This is a genomic window from Nonlabens sp. (assembly GCF_018401815.1).
In the GTDB taxonomy this organism is placed as follows: domain Bacteria; phylum Bacteroidota; class Bacteroidia; order Flavobacteriales; family Flavobacteriaceae; genus Nonlabens.
Map to the genome: position 1 here is coordinate 121,087 of NZ_JAGYKG010000003.1, position 22,233 is coordinate 143,319.

A 22,233-nucleotide genomic window follows, 5' to 3' on the forward strand; every position below is an offset into this window, starting at 1 on the left:
CTATTATTTAAATGATAAAATAAATGAAGTAAGATTTATATTTTTATCAAGCTTTATTTTTTTTCTAATAATTCCACGAGTGTTTTCTATAGTTTTAATGCTTCGTTGCATTATCTCCGCTATTTCTTTAGTTGTTAAGTTTAAGCGAAGCAATGACACTATTCGAAGTTCAACCGGTGATAAATCTGGATACATCGCTATAACTTTTGAATGAAAGGTGCCATGAATTTCTTTAAAACGGAGATCAAATTCATTCCAAATATTGATGCTTTCTGATGAGGATTTAATTTTTCTAACTAATTGATTGATTTCAATATTAGAAACTTTTGATAATTTTAAAATTTCTTCAACATCTGATGCTATGAGTTTATTGTTTTCCTGAAGATGGCTAATGTTTAAAGTTTTATGGGCTAATTCATTATTTTTTATGGCTAACTCTAATTTCATTTTGTCTGCGATAACTTCGGCTATTTTTTTCTCTTGCAAAGACTGCTTTTTTCTATAAAAAAACCAAAGCGACAATAGTATTAACAAAAGGGATAGACTAAATAAATATCCAATAGTTAATTTTTGACTGATTTGCTTAACATCCATTTCTGAAATGGTTTTTTGTTTTTCAGCCGTGTCATATTTTATTTGTAATTCAACTATTTGTTTATGCTTTTCTATATTTACTAAACTATCATTTATTTGTTTAAACAAAGATTGAAAGTAAAAGGCGTTTTTATAATCGCCCATAGCTTTGTGGACCATAGTTAATGTTTCGTAGACTTTAGATTGTTCTTTTGGAATACCTAATTTTTTTGTGTAATCTAGAGCCTTATTTAAATTTACGATAGCAACTTTATAATTTTTAAGAATAAAATAAGTTTCACCTATACTAGCATAATTAAGCGCTAAGCCATAGGGTATTTTCTCTTTTTTACAAATATCTAAAGATGAATTATAAAAAGCTAAGGCCTTTTTATGATCACCTCTTTTTTCATAAATATTTGCTAAATTGGAATAGTTTTGCGCCATTACGAGATTACTTCCTACCTTTTTCGCAATCTCTAGTGATTTTTCATAATACGCAGCAGCCGTGTTTAGGGAATCCATCTCTTTATATGAAACCCCCATATTAAGAAAGTTTATAGATAAATTTGATAAGTCATTGTAAATTTTATTTATTTCTGCTGACTTTTTGAAGTATTCTATGGATTTATTATATAATTTAAAATTTGCATTTGCATTTCCTAAATTGGTGTAAACAATTGCTAGCAATTGCTTATTATTTAAATCTTGATAAATTTTAGCTGCTTTTATATAATTTTCTATTGCTAATTTATTATCACCTTTTAAGACATATACATTTGCCCGATTATTGAAAATATCAGCATGTTGAATATTTTTTTTAGTGCTATTAATTTGATTTTCAGCTTTTGTATAACTTTCTAAAGCAGAATCGTATAATCCAAGATTATAATTTATTTTACCAAGTATTAGAAGAGCACTGACTTTATCAAAAGAATTATCATTCGGGATTTCAATTAAAGCAGTTTCAATTTGGTTTTTTGCATTTTCATATTTACCTAACACATTTAATCCTTCTGCATTATTAATTAAAGAATTCCAGATTCCCTCCTCATAAGAAATTTCTTTAGAAACATCCAAGGCAATTTTTGAATATTTTACAGCAAGATTCGGATTGCTTTTAATAATTTGCTCTATGTTAATTAACATATTATCAACCCATAGTTTATCTTTTTTTTTAGATTTTGACAATAACTCTAGGGAATTTTCATTAGGTTGAGCAAAAAATAATGTTGGTGAAAATAAAAAAATAAAAAAATAAAAAAGAGTATTCATTTTTAGTGATTGTTAATTAATAACTAAACAAAAATACATCATAATATTTATTTACTTAGCTAGCACAGCTGGCGCGAGCGTCACGCTCGTGATCTAGTCCTGCTGGCGCCAGTGCTAGTTTTTAACTAGCACGGAGTATGAGTAAAAGATAAAAGGAAAGTTAGAAATAGCTTTCCTTTTTTTATGCGATAGATTTAAGCTTCACATTTTTGATATGCCCCCCGCTACCGCAAGAATCCCTTCGTGTGGTTCTGGTAAATAAAAAAAGTTTTTACTACATCTGAGATAAAGCAAAAGCATGAGTAGGAATATAAATTTTATAACCCGGAAGGACTTTATTTTGTGAGTTTTACCGTAGTTAGTTGGCTTGATGTTTTTACCAGAAATGAAAACTAAGTTTTAGTTTTAGAAAGTTTGGAATTTTGTCAAAAAAACAAAGGCAAGGAAATTCATGCATGGTGTATTATGACTAATCATGTTCATTTAATTTTTAGAAGTCTAGACACTCAAAAACCGGAGCTTTTGTTGAGAGATTTACAACGGTTTACTAGTAGAAGCGCAATTAATGCTATTCAAGAAAATCCAAATGAAAGTAGAAAAGAATTTTTATTAGATCATTTCAAAAAAGAAGCAGAAAAAAGCTCAAACAACACTAAGCATCAATTTTGGCGACATAACAACAAGCCTATTGATTTATGGAGTAATGAGGTTATTCAACAAAAGATTGATTATATTGACAACCATCCTGTTGAAGAAGGGATTGTATTTAGACCAGAAGATTATAAATATAGTAGTGCTCTAGATTATGCTGGTGAGAAAGGTTTGTTAGGTAGTGTTTGTGTTTTCCAATATTTTAGGTTGTACAGCCAAACGAAAGGATTTGTGCGGCAGCGGGGATTTATTTATTCTTCTTTTCTGGATCTTGCCAGGTGTTGAATACAGAATATACAATCACTTTATCTTTTGTGGTTTCATAAATGAGCAAGAATGGAAAACGTTTTATAAAAGCTTCTCGATAAGGTTTACGCTTTTGCGGGAAGTGTTTTGGGTTCGAGGCAATCCTGTCAAAATAAGCGTCCAGATGCTCTAAAAATTCTTCGCCCAGCCCAACACGTTTTTCTTCATAATAAAGATAAGCCTCAATGATTTCTAAATTGGCTTCATCCTTAATTTCTAAAATAAATGCCATTTATCAACCAGCTTTTCTTGCGTTTTGTTTGACTTGCTCCCAGGTAAAAGATTTGCTTTCTCCTGTTAAGTGAGCTTTTCTGCGCTTGTCAATCATTTGATATTGTTCTTCGCTTAACCTAAGTTCCTGCTCATCGTTTTGGTAACTTTCGGCCAATGCCTTTATCATTTTTAAAAGTCTTATATCTGCTGTGTTTATGTACTCTTTGACGGTGTTTCTTAAATCTATCGTTGCCATAATAATTTCTTTTTTCTTATTGTAAAGATACCATTTCTCCTCCATAAGTTTTGGTTTTTGGTGGTCGCAAATTGCGACTGCAAGTTTGGATATCACAATTTGTGATGTCAAGTTTAGCTAAACCAACATGTGATGCGAGGAATTTTTAAGTTTCATCATGCTGTGGGGATGATAACCATACAAAATACTTTGAAGAACTATTTATCACAAGAAATAAGTATATTTTACAGACTTAACTGGAAACATGACCAGAGACAATAATAAAAATATCAATTCCATAAGTTACAATCACTTGAACTTACCTACTTCAGTAACATTTGCTGATGATAAAAGTATTAGATACACCTATGATGCCACTGGAGTTAAATTAAAGAAAGAGATTTTTATAAGCTTACCAGAACTATTTAATTCAGTTGCGGACAAAACCACCTATTACGCAGGTAACTATATCTATGAGAAAGATGGTTCAGTAGAATCGTTAAAATTCTTCTCCCATCCAGAAGGATACATGGAGAAGAATGGATCTAACTATGACTATGTTTATCAATACAAAGATCATTCTTGCCTCCGACGAGTGCCACGCAGTGCAGCGAGAGGAAGGCATATACGACTGTCCTATCAAGATATGAACAACAACGGCTCTGTAGGCAGTTCTGAGATCAAAGAAGAGAATAATTATTATCCTTTTGGATTGGAACATAAGGGTTACGGGGCACCAAGATTATCCAACCGTCCCCAGTTGGCGCGAGCGTCACGCTCGTGATCTACACAAAAAGAGTTAAGAAAAAGAGGAAGGTTAGAAATAGCTTTCCTTTTTTTATTGCGCTAGAATTAAAGCGAAGCGACCTATTTATTAAAGAAGTTTTTCAACTTCTTTTTAGAAAGAAAAGAATCCATCATTTTAAAGCTCATAGAGCGCTCTTCCTCGTCCAGCTGTTGCGTGAGTTGAAGTTGTTCCATAGTGGTCTTATCTTCCATCTCTACTTCTTGTGGCAGCTCTCCATCCATATAAACAAGTTCATCAAGAGTAACATTAAAGAACCTAGCGATCTTTTCCAAAGCGTTTAAAGATTCCATCTTGCTATAGAGTATGATAGATGCCTAAAAATTAAGAGACCAGTATTTGGGGGTTATGAGGTTTATTTGGCGAATATCAAAGCGACTATCATTTAATTCAAAATCATTACATTTTATAAAATTACACTACTACAGATGAGTATTCTAAAACTGAAAATTATAGATCACTAAATTTTTGGATTAGTTAAAATAGTTGCAAGTATTTTTGAAGATGCATCACTTCCGAAAGATCTTAATTTATTGATAATCTTCGTTTTAATGACAGATTTTGTTTCATCTACTTTTCTTAGTTCATCTAATTCTTTTAATTGAGAAACGGTCAATTCGTGTTTAACAGCCGATGTTATAATATTGATATGGTCTGTTTGATTTTGATCCTGAGTATGGTTGATATTATTGTCTGATTTTTCTGCGCTATTATTTTTAGGCTCTCCAAATTTGGAAAGGTTGTTAATGCAAGCTTCAATTATAGCCTTAGCTTGTTTTTTACAAAAAGACATATTATTCCAAAAATGTGAAGTATCTCTAATCGACCAAGTAACACTATCAAACTTAATTTTATCAATTGCTTTAATACCTTGATTATTGGCGCCAAATATTTTTTCTAAAATTACATTAGTAGCAGCTTTCCAAGCGTCAAGGTCGAAATCCTTTTTTTCAAGCTTGTAAATTTGCTTACTTAAAAGTTGTATTTGTTTTTCAATCATTGTCGTTTTTTTTTGCTGTTGCACAATAGTCAAGCATAAGTGCAGTAAGGGATTAAAAGCACTTCAATTTCCGTTTATAATTATGTTTTTAATATTCATTTCGTTTAAATTTGGCACCTTAGCCCCTGTAACCCATAACTATTGTTGTAATACCACATTACCAATCATCTTTGTCATCTTCCTTTTTTTCGCTCAATAAATGATTTGATAAATCAGCGTTTAAATCGTTAAATAGCGTCTCAATAGATGAAGGTATTGTTTTAAATATTTTATGGAGTTTCCCTTTTTCGTTATAATAAACAGTACCATCAATAAAATTAATTGGAAACATACCAGCTGACGTATATGAAGTTGTTGGAAGGCTATGCTATACTCCAAGGGGGTAAATTTGTATTTAGTGTCTTTAAATTAAATTCCAATTGTGTAAAGACCAGAATGACAATAGACCATACCACGCGATTGACAGGAACACACAAGGTTATCTTTAAATCCTTTAAATCGCACTTTTTTCATTATCGATACTTTTTTTGATCACCTCATCAGGATTGTTGTAGGTTTCCTTAATCCAATTAATGGTTTTTGTAAGTAATTCATTTTGCTTAAGGCTATTCATTTCAACTACAACATACTTTGGACATAGTCCTTCTTGGTTGTAAATAAATTTGTCTTGTCCAAATGTCAGTGAACCTACCGCAAGAATTAATGATACGGTTAATGTGTTGTTTTTTGTTATTTATTAGGTTGTAAAGTGTTGCCACTCTTTGTAGCTGCTCTTACCCACGCCACTTCGCATGCCTATTCCAGTTAATAGCATTAAAGTAAGTTAATTCTTACATATTATTTTAGGCTAAAGGTAAGTAGTTCTCACTTAGTACACGTATGGAACCCTAGAAAGAAGCTACTTTATAGAGTTTTTTAAAAAACTGGCAGTTCAGTTATCATTTATTTGGAGGAAACTATCAAAAGAGGAAGGCACATTTTAAAATAAAAGGTGTTTAAGGACTCCTTAAACAACCCAGAATTCCAACGGTAGTATCGGAAATACTATCTTATTTTATGTAAAGCGGATCTTTAAGCAGTTTTTTTGATGTGTTACTCAACTCGCTAGGCCCTCACTAACCGATGATATAGGCACCACTGCACGAAACGCCAAATAGGTCGCACATCTGCTCGACATGGGATGGATCTTTAATTTCATGATTTATGTCATAGGTGCTGTTACGTCCAATACCTAGTTTTACCGATGAGTACATCTAAATAAGTAAGGTAAAAAACACATAGGGCATTCTCTCACCAGCTATTGCTACTTCAGCCAGCTGCTGCTTCCTCCCTCTGGAACATCAACTCTTTAAAATGTGGAGCATAAACGATTCAAATGGGATAAATTCACAATTGGTACAGATCTAGAAGTTAGGTGGTAGGACTTCAAATTTAAAAAGGTAACAAATGAAAACACTTAAAACATTAGGCATTTGGATGGACCATGCTAACGCAAAGTTGATGGACCTAGAGTCTGAAAAAAACAATTATTCAATAGTCTCCAATTTTACCATAGAAACAAAAGAAGAGGCCTTGAAAAGAAGTGAAAACTTGATGCATAATAAAAGACAGCAAATGCAAGAAGCCTATTATAAGGAAATTGCTGCAGTTATTTTAAAATATGATCACGTACTTCTATTTGGACCTACCAATGCTAAAAATGAATTGTTTAATCGCTTGCATGGCGATTTACGTTTTAACTCTATCAGTATAGAAACCATAGCAGCTGATAAAATGACGGACAATGAAAAGGTGGCATTTGTAAGAAGTTATTTTGAACATCGATAAGTCTTGTTATTCCTAGTGCATTATTTGGACGTTATTAGGCTTCTAAGAATGTGACAAATAAGACACAGTGGTCCATTTACCTATAACTATATCTCCAGTTTTTTCAATATGCACAAGATGTTGTCACTACTAATGATGTGATTGAGGTCATTAACATGACGATCTGCGCTTGTAAAACAAATTAAAGATAATTACACCACCTTAAGGAATTGCAGGGGTTGCTATAAAAGGCTACTACGCCAAAGCTTATATGTATAAGGTTCTTTACAGACAAGGCAATTGCACTGGTTTTAACCATAACTAGTGCCTGAGTACAATGAGGCAAAGCCGTGTTATGCAAATTGATGGCAACATGTACAGCTTAACAAATTCGCTAACACAAAAAAATACTCCAATGCGTTCATCGGTGGTTTCTTAGAAATATCAAGCATTGTGCCGAACTTGTTGCAGAAAAAGAGAGTCTCTAGGGTTTTTGGATAGCTTTTAAAAATATAAATCGATTTTTTAATGACCGCCTATACTAGTATCAAATAAAATATCAATAATATGAGAAGAACCATTATCATTTATCTAGAAAACTAATGCGACCGACCTTTAAAACGCTATCATTGTTGTATGAATTTGGAACGTTAAGTGTTTCTATTTCGCTTTCGCGAAAGCGGAATCAACAATAATACAGCGGGTTATTCTAAACTTTTATATTCTCATTCTATTTTTAAAATCTTCCACCTATCAGCTTCTTTAACAGCTATCAAATGTGGTGAAATAAAGGTAGAGTGTATCATTGGAAGGTCTTGTTGTAATTTTAATTTATAATACCATAAGTTATGCGGCCCACTTATGTGCAGTGCCATTTTGTTGGTTGTCGTGATAAGTAATTCGTGATAACTATAGCTGACTATATCCTTTCCTAGCATGTTTGTCCCTATGACCTCGGTTTTGTAGGGTTTAATAACTCTCGCATAATCATTTTCAAAGGCGGTAGCCACTATATATTCGGCGGGGATGACCAGGTCACCTTTGGTATTTATATACCCGTAGTACCATATATTTTCTCGTATTTCTTTGATAAGGCAAAGTCCATTACTATATATGGGAGAGTGCCCATGGGGTGCTGCTATATCTGTTCTAAAGTCGACCACTAGTGTTCCATTAACATCTATAAAACCCCAACTATTGTTTTTGTTGATAGCCAAAAGCCCTTCGTTAAAATTGCCTATTTCATCAATATTCTCGAGATGTTGCGCACTACCACTACCAATTAAACAGCAAAGGAATATCAGTGTTAATCTAAGCGCTCTCATAATTTTTTTTTAATGTTGTTATAAAACCATAAACAATTGTGGCGCCCGTTTTTTAGCAAGACCTATATGTCCTGATAAAAAGATGGCGTGAAAACAGGTTTCAAATATATAGTTGATCTCGGCCTTTTTTTCTTTTGCCATTTCGAGGTATTGTTCCGCTGCTCGAAGTGGGTCAATGATGTCAGCTTCGTCAGTCCTCTTCGTATAGTAAGTACTTGGTGCTAAACAATTTATGCGCATCTGTTTACCCTTTAACTTCCTTCTATTTTAATGAGGAACTACAAATGTCTTAAAAACAGGTATAAAAAACACTGACTCTGGTCAGTTTACCAACTTCATTTTTAATAGCAATGCTCTAGTGGCATGCCGATGGCCCCTTCATTAGTTTACCCCATCAAACAAGAGTTGTTTTTAGATAAAATTTTTAAGAGCAATAGGTATTCTTGGCATTGATACCTAGGCTTATGATATAAGTCATTTGATACAGCAAGCCACCTCTCTACATTTACCCTATAAAACTTCCCATAATGAACGATTTCAGAAAAAGACCTAAAGACAATTATATTCAAGAGGCTGACTGGCAAAAGCTATCTGTACTATCAGAGCAATGGAAATCAGATCTTATGTTTTACACTGATGATCTCAGATTTTTACACCATATTATCGATAAGTATTTTCTTTGGATTTCAAAGAAAGAACACATTACTAGGGTTCAAGAAATAGAAGCCAACTTAATTGTTATAGGTGAAAAATGTAATTTATTATTGGAGCGAATCAACCTGCGTCTTGCTCAATTGAAAGAGGATCCATTTAGGTATGATCCACATCAATTTAGAGAGGAACAAGAGACTTTGGAAAACGATCTCGCTCAATTTTTAATAGACTTTAGAAAGAATAGGGAAGAAGTTTTTAAGGTTACAGAGTACCTCATTGAGGGAGAAGAGTTGGTCTTGAAACTCCACAATATCTCACAATAAATGGATGCCCTATTATGGCTTATACTAGAGTGAAAATAATATGTTGACTATGAAAAATCTTCATCATTTACTATTAGAAATCAACCAACTTACAACACACATCAAAACCAATTATCCAGAGCTTTATCGATGGTTAGATGAAAACCCAGATACTCTAGCGACCTCTAGCCACCCAAACGTGGATGATCAGGCCATGCAAGATTATCTTGATAGCCTAAAGCAATTACTTCAACATTTTGTAACTTATAAGAATTGATCATGGGGGAAATAGCAAAATCACACCGTCAAATTACCCTATTCTATAACTCTATGTCTACAAGAGCAAAAAAAACTTTGGCCTATGCTAAAGCAGAAGGATTGCCTATTCAAGAGATTGATATCTTAAAAACAAAACTTACAGGAACCCAAATCGTAGAACTTGCCAGTAGGTTGCATCTAGAAGTAGCCGACCTGGTCAACCAAGAACACCCTTCATACACTTCTGTTTTTGAACATCACGAATTATCTACAGAGGATTGGATTAAAATGATACAGCACCATCCGCAGATTATGAAACAGCCTATAGCACTGCGTGGAGACATTACTATTCTTGTAGAAACTCCTGCAGATATTATTAAAATCTAGATGGGATATTATGACAAACCCACGCGCTAATAAAGCTATTTATATTGCCACTACTTCTTCTCATAGTGGCAAGTCCATCGCATCTTTAGGGCTCCTGCAGTTGCTGTTAAAGAAGGTGCTCCAAGTAGGCTATTTTAGACCAGTCATCGATGATATCCAGATAGGTGAAGTAGATAACCACATCCATACGATCACCTCCTTTTTTAAGTTGGATTTGAAAATTGAGGATGCTTATGCTTTTCAACGTAGCGATCTATTGCGTAAAATAAATGAAAATAAAGAAGATGAAATCATCAGTACCATTATTGATAAATTCAAGATGCTTGAAAAACGTTTTGATTTTATTATTGTAGAAGGCACCAGTTTTTCTGGACAAGGGGCTATGATAGAACTTGATATGAATGTAGTTATTGCAAAAAATTTAGGTATTCCAGTAATTATTTTGGCTAGTGGTGAAGGCAGCACTTTAGAAGGAGTAGTCGGTGATCTTCAATTGGCGTATGACTCTTTTAAAGATAAGGAAGTCGATGTTTTGTCATTGATAGCCAATAAAGTAGCGCTAGAGAGCCAAGAATTGATAGGTGCAGAATTAAAAAAACAATTTCCTTCTAACCTCATTATATGTGTGATACCATTCCTTTCTTTTCTGTCTCAACCTTCGATAGAGGAAATTATTCAAGAGCTCAATGCTCAAGTTCTTTTTGGAGCTGCTCATAGCAATAATCAAGTAGGGGATTTTAGTGTGGCAGCCATGCAAGTACAGCATTACCTACCGCTTTTAAAAGAAAATAGTTTGGTGATTACCTCAGGGGATCGATCAGATATACTATTGGGTGTTTTACAAGCAAATAGATCTGTTGATTACCCCAGTATATCTGGAATCCTTCTTACTAGTGGTCTTTTACCAGAAGAGGCAATAATGAAACTCATCGAGGATCTTGCCAAGACTGTTCCCGTCATTTCAGTAAAAGGGAGTGCTTTTTCTGTTGCTAATCATATCGGTACTATAAAATCACAAATCCAAGCTCAAAACACCCAAAAGATCGAAGCATCCATAAAGGTTTTTGATACTTATATGCCAGAAGAGGCATTGTTAGAGCGTCTCGTTACTTATACAACCAAAGGAATGTCCTCGAGGATGTTTCAATACCATTTGTTAAAACAGGCAAGGTCTAACAAAAAGCACATCGTCCTACCAGAGGGACTAGACGAACGCATCCTGAGAGCTACTAAAAAAATTATTGATGCAGATGCAGCATTCATTACCTTATTGGGAGATAAGAAGCAAATAGAAGATAAATTGGCAGTATTCAATATAGACTTATCTCTGGATCAAATAACTATAGTGAATCCATCAACATCTGTAGATTTGCACGCTTTCGCGAAAGCATTATGCGAACTCAGAAAACACAAAAATGTAAATCTTACCACGGCCAGGGATTTGATGCAAGACGTATCTTATTTTGGAACGATGATGGTTTATAAAGGCAAAGCAGATGGAATGGTCTCAGGAGCTATTCATACCACCCAACAGACCATGAAGCCAGCACTTCAGTTCATAAAAACAAAACCAGAGGCTACTATTGCATCTTCTGTATTTTTTATGTGTCTAGAAGATCGTGTGTCGGTATTTGGAGATTGTGCGATCAATCCCAACCCAACAGCAGAACAGCTGGCAGAAATTGCCATTTCTTCGGCAGCAACAAGCCTGGCATTTGGTATAGAGCCTAAAATTGCTATGTTGTCTTATTCATCTGGAGTTTCTGGAAAAGGCGAAGATGTGGAGCGTGTGCGCAAAGCGACAGAATTAATTAAGCAAAAACGCCCAGATCTTAAAGTAGAAGGTCCTATACAATATGATGCTGCGGTAGATATGAAAATAGGAAAGGCAAAAATGCCTGACTCTGAAGTAGCTGGACAGGCTAGTGTATTTATTTTTCCGGACCTAAATACAGGCAATAATACCTATAAAGCAGTACAACGAGAGACAAAAGCCCTAGCCATTGGACCTATCATTCAGGGATTAAATAAACCCGTGAACGATCTGAGTCGAGGGTGTACGGTAGAAGATGTTTTTAACACTGTTGTGGTTACCGCGATTCAAGCCCAAGGAGTATAATTTTTAAAAAATATGAAGATATTTGTTATCAATGCAGGAAGTTCTTCTATTAAATTTCAAGTATTTGAAATGCCCTCTGAGCAGATGATTTGTAACGGAATTCTAGAACGCATAGGCAGTATTGATGCAGTACTTACCTACAAGACACCTAGTAGTGAGATTACTGAAACAGGAACTATAACAACTCATAAAGACGGATTTCATAAAATTGTAAATCTATTATTGCATGAAGATAAAGGCGTCATAGAACGCATAGAAGATATCAATGCTGTGGGTCATCGTGTGGTACATGGCGGGAAGTTGTTTTCAAATACAACTATAATCACTGCTGAGGTGAAGAGTAAAATCAAAGAGTTTTCCTCTCTAGCCCCTTTACACAACCCAAATAATCTAGAAGGAATTCTTATAGCAGAACAGTTTTTTCCTTCTGCAAAACAAATAGCAGTATTTGACACAGCCTTTTTTCAAGGTCTACCCGAAAAGGCCAAAAAGTATGCGATACCCAATAAATTTTACAAAGAAGATGGCATACAGGTCTACGGTTTTCACGGGACAAGTCACAAATATGTTTCTGAAAAAGCAACAGAATACCTAGGCTTAAAAGAGTCTAAAATCATAAGCATTCATTTAGGTAACGGTTGCAGCATCACTGCACTTATAGACGGGAAAAGTGTGGATCATAGTTTGGGTTTTGCGCCTTCTAATGGTCTTATAATGGGGTCCAGAAGCGGTGACATCGATCACGCTATTATTTTTTACTTCATTCAACATTTGGGATATGATCTCAAAGAAATACAGCGTATTTTAAATGAGGAAAGCGGCATGTATGGGCTCACGGGTTATACCGATTTAAGAGAGGTGCAACTAGCCGCCAACAACGGGAGTAAAGATTGTATACTAGCTCTAGAAATGAATGCCTACCGAATTAAAAAGTACATAGGCGCTTATGCAGCTGCCATGAACGGTCTGGACGCTGTAGTTTTTACTGCTGGAATAGGGGAGAATTCTAGTGTGCTCAGAAAAAAAGTTTGTACCGAAATGGAGTACTTCGGAATGGACCTGGACAACACAAAAAATGAACAGCGTTCTAATGCTGTTAGGGAAATCAACAGGGCGGTGTCCAAAGTAAAGATACTTGTGATACCAACTAATGAGGAGTTGGAAATTGCCAAACAAACCTTTCAGTTATGCCTTATTGAAACGAAGCAATCTTAAGGCATTTAGAACAACGATTAAAGTTGAGCCTTCGTGGAAAACGACGGCTAAACCAATAGTTGTGAGGCTCAATATAGTTGCTGGAACCAATACTACAACTACCCCTAAACTGATCCAAACATTTTGTTTTATAACCCTTTTAGAAGCCCTGCTAAGTCCTATTACAAATGGTAAATTCTCAATTTTGTCCGACATTAAGGCAACATCAGCAGTTTCTAATGCGACATCGCTACCAGCAGCTCCCATGGCAATACTAACTGTACTTAGGGCCATCGCAGGCGCATCGTTGACACCATCTCCTACCATGGCTATTTTGCCGTCACGAAGCAAAAGGGATTTGATGGCTTCTACTTTATCTTCGGGTAATAAGTTGCCTTTAGCTTCGGTCAAACCAATTTGGCGGGCGATCGCATCTCCCACATGTTGATGATCTCCAGTAAGCATGATCATGTGTTTAATACCGATTTCTTTTAAGCGTTTCAGAGTGCTAGCGGCTGTATTTCTTGGCGTATCCATAACGCTTATTATTCCAGCGATTTTGTTTTTAAATGCTACTATCATTACGGTATGACCGTTTTTTAAAAGCTGTTCCATTTTAGAATTTAGGTCTTGATCCAACTCTATAGCAACACTTTCCATCAAGCTCTTAGTTCCAATAAGAACTTTTTCTTGAAGATACGTAGCTTGAATCCCTTTTCCTTGAATAGCAACAACATGTTCAGCTTGATTAGTCACTTCTATAGAATACCAGCTTTTAAGATCTTTTGCTATAGCTCTAGCTAAGGGATGGTTGCTCAGGCTTTCTACTTCCAGTACTAATTGTGCAAAATCTCTTTCTTTTAATTCATTTATAGGTATGACATTAGTAAGCCTTGGTTTTCCTTCTGTTAAGGTTCCTGTTTTATCAAATGCTATACTAGTAATTTCCCCCAATTGCTCCAAAGCTTTCCCACCCTTTATGAGCACTCCTTTTTGAGCAGCTCTTGCAATGCCACTTAAAACGGCACTAGGAGTTGAAATAGCAAGCGCACAAGGACTGGCCGCGACTAAAACGCTAATTGCCCTATACAGGCTAGTATCAAAGTCTTCTTCAATAATTAAAAATGCAAAACACAATAATGCCACCATCAAAATCACTAAAGGGACGTACCATTTTTCAAATTTTTTAGTAAGTCTTTGGGTGGGTGATTTTTGGGTTTCCACTTCACTGACCATTTTTATTAGCCTAGATACAGTAGAATCTTTACTCAATTTAAGCACTAGAACATCCAGGCTATGATCACCATTGATGGTTCCTGTAAAAACGATGTGTTTTTTTTCTATTTGATCAAAGGAGGCGAGGTTGGTGCTGTCTTCTATAAATGTTTTATCAACTGGTATACTTTCTCCTGTAATTGGTGCTTGATTGATACTGCTACTGCCATGAATAATGACTCCATCGGCTGCAATTTTGGAATGGGGCTTTACAACAATAACATCATTAATACGCAAGTCTTTTATAGCGACTTCTTTTAGTGTGCCTTCCTTTTTTAATAGGGCTGTTTTTGGAGTCAATTCACCTAAGGCTTTAATGGATTTTTTAGCTTTATCCATAGCGTAATGTTCGAGAGCGTGACCTAAACTAAAAAGAAATAACAATAATGCACCTTCTGCCCATTTGTCTATATATGCTGCTCCGGCGGCGGCGGCAATCATAAGAAAATCGATATCAAAACCACCTTGTATGATTTTTTTAGTAGCTACTATAGAAATAAAATAGCCTCCAAAAAAGTAGGAGATGATATAGCTGGAGAGGGACGTCCATGAAGTTAAAGTGGTGAATTGTTCCATCAAAAAACCATTCAATAGAAAAACACCACAGAAAAGCGCAAAAAACAGTTCTGTTGTATTATTTGAGATGGAATGAAAACTGCGAGTGTGAACCTCTTCTTGCTGTACTACCATGAAAAATAACTTTCGCCTCAATTTAACACTTTAATTCGTAAGTCTGACCTAAATGAGCAGTTCGTCAAGTTAATGGGGTAAAATCCCTGGTGAAATAAAGTCTCACAAGATGTGATTCAATTACTCCTTCCTCTGGATCTGTTGCTTCTACTGTAGCGAGGACTATTGGGGTAATTTGATCGGTGATAGTTGCGAATTGCATCGTCGCGATAACCACGGACACGAACAAATCGGCTCCTATTAAAATTGATGGATCTGAACCGTTCTGGTAAGACATGGACACGCATCCAAACATTATTTTCTAAGTATAAATAATTTCTTGTAGCAAGATCGTAGTAAATGAAATAGTCAGGAAAATAAACATAACGTACCAACTCCAATCGACCAGGGTAAAACCACGCAGGTGGAGGTTGATGGGGAGTCGGTGATAGAATAATTGGTGCACAACTTCCCAAAGAAAGTAAAACAGCAAACAAAAGAGAAAAGGTAAGAAGCGGGTTGTTTTTCATAATGACGTTATTGTGTGTCAAAGAAACTGAGGAAAAAACACTAGTGAAATGACGAAGGTCATTTTTGAAAATAAGCTTTTAAAATACTTTTGATGCTGTATTTTGGTAACAAGGCTAAAATCTCAACACACAGAGCAATGAAAAATTATATAGAAAAGTATCAAGAGGTCACTTCACAAATGGAGCAACTAAGGGTTAAGATTCCAGACACGATGAATGGTTTTACCGCTCTTCACAAAGCGAGTGTGGCAAATGGCGCACTACTTTCTAAGACGAAAGAACTCATCTCTTTAGGTATTGCTATTGCTGTGCATTGTGATGGTTGTATTGCTTTTCATGTACACGATGCCCTTAAGGCAGGCGCGACAAAAGAAGATATTTTAGAAACTATAGGGGTGGCTATTTGTATGGGAGGTGGGCCAGCATTGGTTTACGGTGGTGAGGCGATGCAAGCTCTTGAACAATTTAAAGCCAGTAAAGAATAGCCTATAAAGACGGAATGCAGTTACTTGAAACAGGCTTTTTAATAGGAAGGGGTCTAATTTGTTGTTGCTTTCGCGAAAGCTGGAAAAACTTAGTTAACAACTGAAAAGCTATGGAAACGTCAAAAGAAATGTTATGCAACTCTAATATGCATTTTGAACACCAGCTATGGATGGGAGAACTTGCTTTTTGGAAAGATGAGTTGAAATTCTTTAAAAATCGCTTAAGTGAAATTGTTCCCCGTTGGACCAACAAAGAGGTGCTGGCGCAATTAGAACATTATCAAAATGAATTTATTCTTCACGGTGGTGTTATTGAAGACTTACAAGAAACCATAGAAGAACACGAGAATCGCATCGCTGCACAGAGTAAAATGAGTAGGGAGCTTATGGACATTCAATTAGCTAAAAGGCATATGGAATTTAGAGATCGTTTGGAAACACAAAGGCATATTTATGCAGAACTCAAAAAGGATTTTTTTAAATTTTTAGAGAACTATAGGTAAGTAGCGTTTTTATTTGACGCGCTTGGATAAGAATTCACTCTGATCTAAAATTGCAATTATTGCCTGATTTAGGTCATTGTTGTTGCTTTCTTCTTATGATATCTTTCAACTATTACTAATTTAAAACTTTTATTATGAGAACAGATTCAAGTATCAAAAAAGACGTGCTAGATGAATTAGAATGGCAGCCTAGCATCGATGAAACCCAAATAGGGGTAGTAGTAAAGGACGGTATTGTAACTCTTTCTGGAACAGTAGACAGTTACTTAAAAAAGCTTGAAGCGGAGAATGCTGCTAAAAGCGTCGTGGGAGTGAAAGCAGTTGCAGAGAACATTGAAGTGGTATACGGCGATAATTACCATAAAACAGATTCAGATATTGCCGCTGCAGTAGTCAATGCTTTAAAGTGGAATGTTTCTATACCCGAAAATAACATAGAGGTAAAAGTGGAAGATGGCTGGGTATACTTAACTGGTGAAGTCATGTGGGAATTTGAAAAAAATGCCGCTAAAAAAGCCATAGAAAACCTAACCGGCGTTCGATACGTTATTAACAATATTACCTTGAAAAATACAGTGGATGCCGCAGATATTAAAAACAAAATCAAAAAGGCATTCGAACGTTCTGCTGAGGTAGATGCTAAAAATATTTCAGTACAAGCCGATGGACATCGAATCAAATTGACCGGCACCGTAACATCTTCAAAAGAAAAAGAGGTAGCTAGAAGAACAGCCTACACTTCTCCTGGTGTGTGGACAGTTGATGACGAATTAGAAGTAAGTAATTAGGCCTTTTTTAAATGATCTAGCGCCAGTTAGACAGGATTCATTTGCACAACAACAGCCTTAATTCTTTTACGGAATTAGGGCTGTACGCTGTTAATCCGCATCACTCGGAATTGTTATTAGCAGCTGCTTCAGCAAGATTTGCTAGTAATAATTACAATTGGAGTCAACTCTTTATAGATCACGGTATCTAGGAATTATAAATCAAGATGATCTGTAGTTACATGTTGGTGTTTTTGCCGATGCTGAAATTGAATGCTATGAATTACCATTAATTTAGTACACTCGTGGTAGAAATGATATATTTACTTTAGCTGGTATTGAAAATCTGAACAAAACTGCTCCTTTCTATTGAATAGGAATGGGAGGTAGGTATCTACGAATAAGGGTAATTTAAAAGGTGGTAGGTTCAAAAACTTTAGGAACATCAAGCTGAAATATATCTAATTATATTTATGGTTAATGGAACCTCATTTACTCCCTGACAAATTATAAAATACCCAGGTTAGTCATTTTGGAATATTGCATGTATCAAATAAGGCGATTGGTTTATATTCTTAAACAATCAGCCCCGTTTGATGTTGGTTTAGTTTTATTAAGGATGTTTGGTTTTTTAAGACGTTGAATCATCGATTTACTTCATCAGAGTAAAGAACAGCTCTAGGAGATTTTTAAAAATACTGCTTCAAGAAGCACCGTATAGTTCAATTTATAAACTAGTGTTTAGAAAGCTTTTGAGAACATTAACTTGAAATTCACCTACTGCATGTAGGGTAGCATCGGCATTCATAAGTACTAAATTATAGGCTAAATGAGAAAGTTTGCAATCTTTTATAACACCTTGTTCCCTACCGCTATAAACCGGCATAAAATGTTTGTGAGCTTCTATACCAGATGAGTTAGCTATTTTAATAGCGACTTCAACAGCATCTGTAATTTGTTCAGGGGACAACCCTTTATCTAATAAATCGCTTGCTAAATAGGTCATGTTTATGGAATAATAAAAATCCATAAAATTATGAACGGCATGTGATACATGATATCTTTCGGTGTAAATTATTAATTTCATAATAAAGTCTTTATAATATTTATCGTTGTAAAGAAGTACGTTATACAAAATCTAAAGGCTTTTCACGTAATTAAAAATAATTTTTTTAAAGATCCTAAAATTTGTAGTAAAGGTTTCTATTTTTGAAAGGAGGTGTAGATGTTGTTCTCTATAATAAGCGTCTGACATTCCGTTGTGACCTTGCTCTATGTCCGATAATAACTTTTCATGTTGCTTTACATCATCCTCCAGATCTTGAAATAGATCTTTATATATGGCGTCTAAATTTTGCAACATTTTATTGTAGTCTGTTTGGTTCTTTCCTGAAGCTTCTTTTTTCTTTAATAAATTTTCAAAGAATCTTATTTCATCTTTCCAGAATGCTATGGTATCCAACCATTCTGCATTTTCGTAGTGTAAAACATCTAATGCGGCACTTAATAAATACTGGGTTTTTGGATTTAGTTTTAAAGTTTCCATAATGGTAATTTTTATTAATTATAGTTGTATTGTTGAAATTTTTAAGCAGAGGTATATCTGTTAAATAGACTGAGCTTTAGAAATTTTCGAGCAGCTTCTAACAGATGTTGAACTTCTTCAAGGGTACAATTCCTTATTTGAGCAATTTCTTGTAATTTTAGATGCTCATTGGTAAACAGTTCAAATACCTGACGCATGTCGGGGGGTAAATGGTAGAGTACAAGCTTGATATGGTGTTCAATTTTTTCATGACTTATACTTTTATCGATTTTATCCATGAGGGCCTTTTCATTATCTTCTTGAAAGAGGTGATGGAAGTTATAATCGTTTTGGTGATATGATATATCATCTAATTCTTCTATCATCAGTAAGTCGCCATCACCATCGGTACTGAAATTCTCTTCCATTTCATCCCATTCAGCTTGAGCAAACTCATCAATATTTTTTAAAAAAAGGTATTCTAATTGTTCCTCTATAATGAGTTCATCTATAAGTTCATTAGTCTTTTTATAGAGCCATAAATAAAACTGTTGTTCATTTTCAACTTTTTCAATGTTGTCATATAGTTCAATAAACAATGGATTAATAATATCAGCGGGTTTATATTTTCCTTTGGAAAAGCCTCCTTTTTTCATAGCTATATGAAGTCTTCTATTGACATAGGACTTTATCTTTGGTATAATTTTCATTATTAATGCATGAAATAAAGCAAGATTGCCTTCATTCTTTAATTGAACCAGTTGTAAATATGCTTGAGTTACAACTGCACGGAACTCCTTTTTGTTTTGGTAAGAAAGGTTGGTGGGAATGGTATTCATAGGTAAATAAGTTAGCCGTAAAGATGTAACCTTGGAAGGATAGATAAAATGATATTGGTCAGTTCTTTACCTTATTAAAATGCTGATCTACATCATTTTATGTACTATATAAGTCAATTACATTTGGATAACTTATTTATAAAAAAAATAGAATATTATGAAATCAGATGCAACTATTAAAGAAGATGTCCTAGCTGAATTAGCTTGGCAACCTAACATTGACGAGACTCAAGTGGGTGTTGTTGTGGATAAAGGTGTTGTTACACTTACAGGAACGGTAGATAATTATGCCAAGAAACGCGCTGCAGAAAGGGCAGTAAAAAGTGTTTCTGGTGTGAGAGCAGTGGCTGAAAATATACAAGTCAAGTACGGAAGTAATTACAAAAAAACAGATCAAGAAATTGCTAAAGCGGCTGCCGACTCCTTAAAATGGGATTCGTCTGTATCGGAAGATGATATTGAAATAAAGGTAGAGAACGGATGGATTTATTTATCAGGAGAGGTGGAATGGAATTATCAAAAAATAGCCGCCAAACGAGCCGTCCAGAATCTTCTTGGTGTGCGCGGAGTCAGTAATACAATTTCTATTAAACAAGAGGTAGAACCATTAGATATCAAGGAGAAGATTACAAAAGCTTTTGAACGCATGGCTCAGGTAGATGCAAAGAATATTTCCGTAGATGTAGAGGGTCACAAGGTAAAGTTACGAGGTAAAGTTCATTCGATATCAGAAAAAAATGAAGCGAGAAAAACAGCTTATTTTGCTCCCGGAGTTTTTGAAGTTGAAAATGAATTAGAAGTGGTGTACTAAAAAAATTAAAGTTTTTATTGTTAAATATAGTATTTATGACCTAGGTCATTTACCACTTTTCAAAACCCTCTTAAATTAGCAGTATAATTAGGGACATGTTCTTATTAAGTATTAAAATTATAGATTCGAGGGGTAGCAATATCATTGAGTCTTGAAGTTGTCACAAAGTATTTAAAGTTGGTTGTATTTTGATGTTTCTAGCAATAGGGATGTTCTTAAATCCAGATAAACTTTATTTACATGAGATATCTTCAAGGAAGTTGTAACATGAAAATGTTTCAGCTTCCTTAAAAATATGACCTTAAAATACTTAAAAAGTAAATTAAGGCATTGTGAAGTAATGAATAATTTCTTTGATATTTTATCTGGATAGCATTCTAGAAATAGGCGCTTTAACAGTTAAAAAAACAATAGAAGTATAGTAATTCCTTCACAGGAAACGGGAAGCTTTTGCTTCCCGTTTCTATTTTATTCATTTTTGACAGTCTGTTTTTTGAAATGAGACATTTTTAACTTTATACGATGAAGCTCTTCGGGAATTCTAAACACTTCTACAATAATTTCCTTTATCCAAAATGAATAATTTCTTCTAGGTCTTCTTTTTTCTGAATGACAATGTTGCGTCGCCCATTAATTGTTACGAGACCTTCGTCTTTAAAATTAGTTAACATTCTAATAGCTGTTTCTGTTGCAGTGCCTAGAAGACCGGCTAAATCCTCTCTAGAAATATGAATTTCTTTTGGAGCATCACTCTTAGTAGTGTGCTTGCCATCTAGCTGTAATAAAACTTTTGCCAACCGTTGTCTGACGGACTCAAAGGCCATGCTCACTAATTGTTCCTGAAGTTCAATCAAATCATTTGAAATCATCGTAATGAACTTACTAGAAATGAGCTGATCGCCGTAAATAAGCGTGGTAAAATCATTCTTTGGGATCTCAATAATTTCTGATTTTTCTAAAACACATGCGGTATCACTATAAGTAGTTTTATTTGCTAGTAGTGATAACTGCCCAATAAATTGGCCTGGTCCAAAGATTCCAGTAACAAAAGACTTGCCCGTATCAGTGGTTTTATAGGTTTTAATAGAACCACTTTGGACCAAGTAAAGTTTATGAGCGGTATCTCCTTCCATAAAAACAAAATCCTTTCTTTTAAATATTTTAATAGAACGGTCCATGGAAAGGCCCTCCATACCTTTTTGGGAAGCTACTCCATCAAAAAATTGATTAATCCCTTTGATGTCTTTTGAAAACTCTTGCTCTAAGAAACTGTATTTTTTTAACCTTGAAACAACGGCTTCTAACAATTCGTTTTCTTGAAAAGGTTTGGTTAGGTAATCATCAGCTCCTAAATTCATCCCTTTTCTTATTTCTGCTTTTTCAGATTTTGCTGTGAGAAAGATAAAGGGAATATGAGCTGTTTTTACATGTTGACTGAGGCTTTCAAAAACAGCATAACCATCTAGTACAGGCATCATAATGTCACATATGATAATATCAGGAAGGTGCTTTAAAGCCTCTTCAATTCCCTTCTTACCATTCTCGGCTGTCGTGACATTATAATTTTCCAGCTCCAGAATTTCAGCCGTATTTTCTCTAACCACTGGATTATCTTCAATTAATAATATTTTTTTCATATTCTTTTTTATTTATTGGAAATTCAACACAAAAGCTGGAGCCTATCTTTTCGCTACTTTTAAACCGAATCGTTCCTCCCATAAGCTTG

At 34.8% G+C, this 22,233-nt stretch carries 24 protein-coding genes; 12 read left to right on the top strand and 12 right to left on the bottom strand.

Annotated elements, in window-relative coordinates; translation table 11 throughout:
- Nucleotides 1–3: 3 nt before the first annotated feature.
- Entirely contained in the window at nucleotides 4–1,848 is a 1,845-nt protein-coding gene (locus KG732_RS07180) for a tetratricopeptide repeat protein (protein ID WP_213521933.1), read from the bottom strand.
- Nucleotides 1,849–2,262: 414 nt separating this feature from the next.
- Between KG732_RS07180 and KG732_RS07185 the strand changes: the two genes are divergently transcribed.
- Nucleotides 2,263–2,784, top strand: a complete 522-nt coding sequence (locus KG732_RS07185; protein ID WP_367271488.1) for a transposase — start codon at nucleotides 2,263–2,265, stop codon at nucleotides 2,782–2,784.
- On the opposite strand, the gene KG732_RS07190 is transcribed toward KG732_RS07185, so the two are convergent.
- Both KG732_RS07190 and KG732_RS07195 read right to left on the bottom strand, forming a co-directional pair.
- Nucleotides 2,747–3,037, bottom strand: a complete 291-nt coding sequence (locus tag KG732_RS07190) for a type II toxin-antitoxin system RelE/ParE family toxin (protein WP_213521935.1) — start codon at nucleotides 3,035–3,037, stop codon at nucleotides 2,747–2,749. The genes KG732_RS07185 and KG732_RS07190 overlap by 38 nt on opposite strands.
- A 3-nt stretch (nucleotides 3,038–3,040) precedes the next feature.
- Nucleotides 3,041–3,319, bottom strand: a complete 279-nt coding sequence (locus KG732_RS07195) for an addiction module protein (protein ID WP_213521937.1) — start codon at nucleotides 3,317–3,319, stop codon at nucleotides 3,041–3,043.
- A gap of 199 nt (nucleotides 3,320–3,518) precedes the next feature.
- Between KG732_RS07195 and KG732_RS07200 the strand changes: the two genes are divergently transcribed.
- Entirely contained in the window at nucleotides 3,519–4,037 is a 519-nt protein-coding gene (locus tag KG732_RS07200; RefSeq protein ID WP_213521939.1) for a hypothetical protein, read from the top strand.
- An 83-nt stretch (nucleotides 4,038–4,120) separates the two neighbouring features.
- On the opposite strand, the gene KG732_RS07205 is transcribed toward KG732_RS07200, so the two are convergent.
- Both KG732_RS07205 and KG732_RS07210 read right to left on the bottom strand, forming a co-directional pair.
- Nucleotides 4,121–4,351, bottom strand: coding sequence for an XRE family transcriptional regulator (locus KG732_RS07205; RefSeq protein WP_213522522.1), 231 nt, complete (start codon nucleotides 4,349–4,351; stop codon nucleotides 4,121–4,123).
- A gap of 167 nt (nucleotides 4,352–4,518) precedes the next feature.
- Nucleotides 4,519–5,058 carry a hypothetical protein gene (locus KG732_RS07210; RefSeq protein WP_213521941.1) on the bottom strand — a complete coding sequence of 180 codons (540 nt, stop codon included), beginning with the start codon at nucleotides 5,056–5,058 and terminating at the stop codon, nucleotides 4,519–4,521.
- A gap of 1,446 nt (nucleotides 5,059–6,504) precedes the next feature.
- Here KG732_RS07210 and KG732_RS07215 point away from each other — a divergent pair.
- A complete protein-coding gene (locus KG732_RS07215; protein ID WP_213521943.1) occupies nucleotides 6,505–6,885 on the top strand; it encodes a hypothetical protein in 381 nt (126 codons plus the stop codon).
- A 704-nt stretch (nucleotides 6,886–7,589) separates the two neighbouring features.
- Here the strand turns inward: KG732_RS07215 and KG732_RS07220 are convergent.
- Both KG732_RS07220 and KG732_RS07225 read right to left on the bottom strand, forming a co-directional pair.
- Nucleotides 7,590–8,189, bottom strand: coding sequence for a WG repeat-containing protein (locus KG732_RS07220; RefSeq protein ID WP_213521945.1), 600 nt, complete (start codon nucleotides 8,187–8,189; stop codon nucleotides 7,590–7,592).
- Nucleotides 8,190–8,207: 18 nt separating this feature from the next.
- Complete coding sequence (locus tag KG732_RS07225) at nucleotides 8,208–8,429, bottom strand: hypothetical protein (protein ID WP_213521947.1); 222 nt, start codon at nucleotides 8,427–8,429, stop codon at nucleotides 8,208–8,210.
- A 287-nt stretch (nucleotides 8,430–8,716) separates the two neighbouring features.
- Between KG732_RS07225 and KG732_RS07230 the strand changes: the two genes are divergently transcribed.
- The 5 genes from KG732_RS07230 to KG732_RS07250 are packed head-to-tail and all read left to right on the top strand — an operon-like array spanning nucleotide 8,717 to nucleotide 13,124.
- On the top strand, nucleotides 8,717–9,166 hold the full coding sequence (locus KG732_RS07230; protein ID WP_213521949.1) for a hypothetical protein: 450 nt from the start codon (nucleotides 8,717–8,719) through the stop codon (nucleotides 9,164–9,166).
- 49 nt (nucleotides 9,167–9,215) lie between these two features.
- Nucleotides 9,216–9,422 (top strand): hypothetical protein, encoded by a 207-nt coding sequence (locus KG732_RS07235; protein WP_213521951.1) that lies wholly within the window; start codon nucleotides 9,216–9,218, stop codon nucleotides 9,420–9,422.
- Between the two features lie 2 nt (nucleotides 9,423–9,424).
- Nucleotides 9,425–9,790 carry an arsenate reductase family protein gene (locus KG732_RS07240; protein WP_213521952.1) on the top strand — a complete coding sequence of 122 codons (366 nt, stop codon included), beginning with the start codon at nucleotides 9,425–9,427 and terminating at the stop codon, nucleotides 9,788–9,790.
- Nucleotides 9,791–9,800: 10 nt separating this feature from the next.
- The gene (pta, locus tag KG732_RS07245; RefSeq protein WP_213521954.1) at nucleotides 9,801–11,909 is read left to right on the top strand and encodes a phosphate acetyltransferase; all 2,109 of its coding nucleotides are present in this window, start codon (nucleotides 9,801–9,803) and stop codon (nucleotides 11,907–11,909) included.
- A gap of 12 nt (nucleotides 11,910–11,921) precedes the next feature.
- Entirely contained in the window at nucleotides 11,922–13,124 is a 1,203-nt protein-coding gene (locus KG732_RS07250; protein ID WP_213521956.1) for an acetate/propionate family kinase, read from the top strand.
- Here the strand turns inward: KG732_RS07250 and KG732_RS07255 are convergent.
- Nucleotides 13,095–15,068 (bottom strand): heavy metal translocating P-type ATPase, encoded by a 1,974-nt coding sequence (locus tag KG732_RS07255; protein ID WP_213521958.1) that lies wholly within the window; start codon nucleotides 15,066–15,068, stop codon nucleotides 13,095–13,097. The genes KG732_RS07250 and KG732_RS07255 overlap by 30 nt on opposite strands.
- A 646-nt stretch (nucleotides 15,069–15,714) precedes the next feature.
- On the opposite strand from KG732_RS07255, the gene KG732_RS07260 reads away from it, so the two are divergent.
- The 3 genes from KG732_RS07260 (at nucleotide 15,715) to KG732_RS07270 (ending at nucleotide 17,353) form a co-directional block, all read left to right on the top strand.
- Nucleotides 15,715–16,062 (top strand): carboxymuconolactone decarboxylase family protein, encoded by a 348-nt coding sequence (locus KG732_RS07260; RefSeq protein WP_213521960.1) that lies wholly within the window; start codon nucleotides 15,715–15,717, stop codon nucleotides 16,060–16,062.
- Between the two features lie 110 nt (nucleotides 16,063–16,172).
- Nucleotides 16,173–16,565 carry a hypothetical protein gene (locus KG732_RS07265; RefSeq protein WP_213521962.1) on the top strand — a complete coding sequence of 131 codons (393 nt, stop codon included), beginning with the start codon at nucleotides 16,173–16,175 and terminating at the stop codon, nucleotides 16,563–16,565.
- 134 nt (nucleotides 16,566–16,699) lie between these two features.
- Nucleotides 16,700–17,353 carry a BON domain-containing protein gene (locus tag KG732_RS07270; protein WP_213521964.1) on the top strand — a complete coding sequence of 218 codons (654 nt, stop codon included), beginning with the start codon at nucleotides 16,700–16,702 and terminating at the stop codon, nucleotides 17,351–17,353.
- Between the two features lie 706 nt (nucleotides 17,354–18,059).
- On the opposite strand, the gene KG732_RS07275 is transcribed toward KG732_RS07270, so the two are convergent.
- From KG732_RS07275 to KG732_RS07285, 3 genes are read right to left on the bottom strand one after another with little or no spacing between them, the layout of a single operon-like run.
- Nucleotides 18,060–18,419 (bottom strand): hypothetical protein, encoded by a 360-nt coding sequence (locus KG732_RS07275; protein ID WP_213521966.1) that lies wholly within the window; start codon nucleotides 18,417–18,419, stop codon nucleotides 18,060–18,062.
- 51 nt (nucleotides 18,420–18,470) lie between these two features.
- Nucleotides 18,471–18,878: a hypothetical protein gene (locus KG732_RS07280; RefSeq protein WP_213521968.1), complete on the bottom strand. Its 408-nt coding sequence runs from the start codon at nucleotides 18,876–18,878 to the stop codon at nucleotides 18,471–18,473.
- Nucleotides 18,879–18,919: 41 nt separating this feature from the next.
- Nucleotides 18,920–19,696 (bottom strand): sigma-70 family RNA polymerase sigma factor, encoded by a 777-nt coding sequence (locus KG732_RS07285; protein ID WP_213521970.1) that lies wholly within the window; start codon nucleotides 19,694–19,696, stop codon nucleotides 18,920–18,922.
- 157 nt (nucleotides 19,697–19,853) lie between these two features.
- On the opposite strand from KG732_RS07285, the gene KG732_RS07290 reads away from it, so the two are divergent.
- Nucleotides 19,854–20,507, top strand: coding sequence for a BON domain-containing protein (locus KG732_RS07290; protein ID WP_213521972.1), 654 nt, complete (start codon nucleotides 19,854–19,856; stop codon nucleotides 20,505–20,507).
- A gap of 566 nt (nucleotides 20,508–21,073) precedes the next feature.
- On the opposite strand, the gene KG732_RS07295 is transcribed toward KG732_RS07290, so the two are convergent.
- The gene (locus tag KG732_RS07295; RefSeq protein WP_213521974.1) at nucleotides 21,074–22,144 is read right to left on the bottom strand and encodes a response regulator; all 1,071 of its coding nucleotides are present in this window, start codon (nucleotides 22,142–22,144) and stop codon (nucleotides 21,074–21,076) included.
- Between the last annotated feature and the right edge of the window lie 89 nt (nucleotides 22,145–22,233).

What these genes read in the sequence shown, in the direction of transcription:
- KG732_RS07180 (WP_213521933.1), bottom strand. Translation starts at nt 1,848, where the DNA reads ATGAATACTCTTTTTTATTTTTTTATTTTTTTATTTTCACCAACATTA.
- KG732_RS07190 (WP_213521935.1), bottom strand. Translation starts at nt 3,037, where the DNA reads ATGGCATTTATTTTAGAAATTAAGGATGAAGCCAATTTAGAAATCATT.
- KG732_RS07195 (WP_213521937.1), bottom strand. Translation starts at nt 3,319, where the DNA reads ATGGAGGAGAAATGGTATCTTTACAATAAGAAAAAAGAAATTATTATG.
- KG732_RS07200 (WP_213521939.1), top strand. Translation starts at nt 3,519, where the DNA reads ATGACCAGAGACAATAATAAAAATATCAATTCCATAAGTTACAATCAC.
- KG732_RS07205 (WP_213522522.1), bottom strand. Translation starts at nt 4,351, where the DNA reads ATGGAATCTTTAAACGCTTTGGAAAAGATCGCTAGGTTCTTTAATGTT.
- KG732_RS07210 (WP_213521941.1), bottom strand. Translation starts at nt 5,058, where the DNA reads ATGATTGAAAAACAAATACAACTTTTAAGTAAGCAAATTTACAAGCTT.
- KG732_RS07215 (WP_213521943.1), top strand. Translation starts at nt 6,505, where the DNA reads ATGAAAACACTTAAAACATTAGGCATTTGGATGGACCATGCTAACGCA.
- KG732_RS07220 (WP_213521945.1), bottom strand. Translation starts at nt 8,189, where the DNA reads ATGAGAGCGCTTAGATTAACACTGATATTCCTTTGCTGTTTAATTGGT.
- KG732_RS07225 (WP_213521947.1), bottom strand. Translation starts at nt 8,429, where the DNA reads ATGCGCATAAATTGTTTAGCACCAAGTACTTACTATACGAAGAGGACT.
- KG732_RS07230 (WP_213521949.1), top strand. Translation starts at nt 8,717, where the DNA reads ATGAACGATTTCAGAAAAAGACCTAAAGACAATTATATTCAAGAGGCT.
- KG732_RS07235 (WP_213521951.1), top strand. Translation starts at nt 9,216, where the DNA reads ATGAAAAATCTTCATCATTTACTATTAGAAATCAACCAACTTACAACA.
- KG732_RS07240 (WP_213521952.1), top strand. Translation starts at nt 9,425, where the DNA reads ATGGGGGAAATAGCAAAATCACACCGTCAAATTACCCTATTCTATAAC.
- pta (WP_213521954.1), top strand. Translation starts at nt 9,801, where the DNA reads ATGACAAACCCACGCGCTAATAAAGCTATTTATATTGCCACTACTTCT.
- KG732_RS07250 (WP_213521956.1), top strand. Translation starts at nt 11,922, where the DNA reads ATGAAGATATTTGTTATCAATGCAGGAAGTTCTTCTATTAAATTTCAA.
- KG732_RS07255 (WP_213521958.1), bottom strand. Translation starts at nt 15,068, where the DNA reads ATGGTAGTACAGCAAGAAGAGGTTCACACTCGCAGTTTTCATTCCATC.
- KG732_RS07260 (WP_213521960.1), top strand. Translation starts at nt 15,715, where the DNA reads ATGAAAAATTATATAGAAAAGTATCAAGAGGTCACTTCACAAATGGAG.
- KG732_RS07265 (WP_213521962.1), top strand. Translation starts at nt 16,173, where the DNA reads ATGGAAACGTCAAAAGAAATGTTATGCAACTCTAATATGCATTTTGAA.
- KG732_RS07270 (WP_213521964.1), top strand. Translation starts at nt 16,700, where the DNA reads ATGAGAACAGATTCAAGTATCAAAAAAGACGTGCTAGATGAATTAGAA.
- KG732_RS07275 (WP_213521966.1), bottom strand. Translation starts at nt 18,419, where the DNA reads ATGAAATTAATAATTTACACCGAAAGATATCATGTATCACATGCCGTT.
- KG732_RS07280 (WP_213521968.1), bottom strand. Translation starts at nt 18,878, where the DNA reads ATGGAAACTTTAAAACTAAATCCAAAAACCCAGTATTTATTAAGTGCC.
- KG732_RS07285 (WP_213521970.1), bottom strand. Translation starts at nt 19,696, where the DNA reads ATGAATACCATTCCCACCAACCTTTCTTACCAAAACAAAAAGGAGTTC.
- KG732_RS07290 (WP_213521972.1), top strand. Translation starts at nt 19,854, where the DNA reads ATGAAATCAGATGCAACTATTAAAGAAGATGTCCTAGCTGAATTAGCT.
- KG732_RS07295 (WP_213521974.1), bottom strand. Translation starts at nt 22,144, where the DNA reads ATGAAAAAAATATTATTAATTGAAGATAATCCAGTGGTTAGAGAAAAT.